Source organism: Pseudomonas sp. IT-P218 (genome assembly GCF_949767605.1).
Classification (GTDB): domain Bacteria; phylum Pseudomonadota; class Gammaproteobacteria; order Pseudomonadales; family Pseudomonadaceae; genus Aquipseudomonas; species Aquipseudomonas putida_AE.
In genome coordinates, this window is record NZ_CATKQQ010000083.1 from 1 (window position 1) to 290 (window position 290).

General features: G+C 62.1%; 1 protein-coding gene. It reads left to right on the forward strand.

All coding sequences use genetic code 11. The features are described 5' to 3' along the window. Positions 1 to 290: type VI secretion IcmF C-terminal domain-containing protein (locus tag ACM6I6_RS27560; RefSeq protein ID WP_414920982.1), on the forward strand; the 290-nt coding region annotated here is incomplete at both ends.

The following is a 290-nucleotide window of genomic DNA, read 5'->3' on the forward strand; positions in this document are numbered from 1 at the left end:
CAACACAGCCAGGGCCTGCGCTTCAACCCGCAGTTCATCCAGGCGATCAACCAGCTCAGTCACCTGGCCGACGTGCTGTTTACCGACGGCGGCATGGGCCTGAGTTTCGAACTGCAAGGCAAACCGGTGCGCGACGTGGTGCAGACCACTTTCACCCTCAACGGCGAACAGCACGAGTACTTCAACCAGAAGGAAAGCTGGCAGCGCTTCAACTGGCCGGGTCGCAGCCAATACCCCGGCGCGAGCCTGACCTGGACCAGCGTGCGGGCCAACGAACGGTTGTTTGGCGA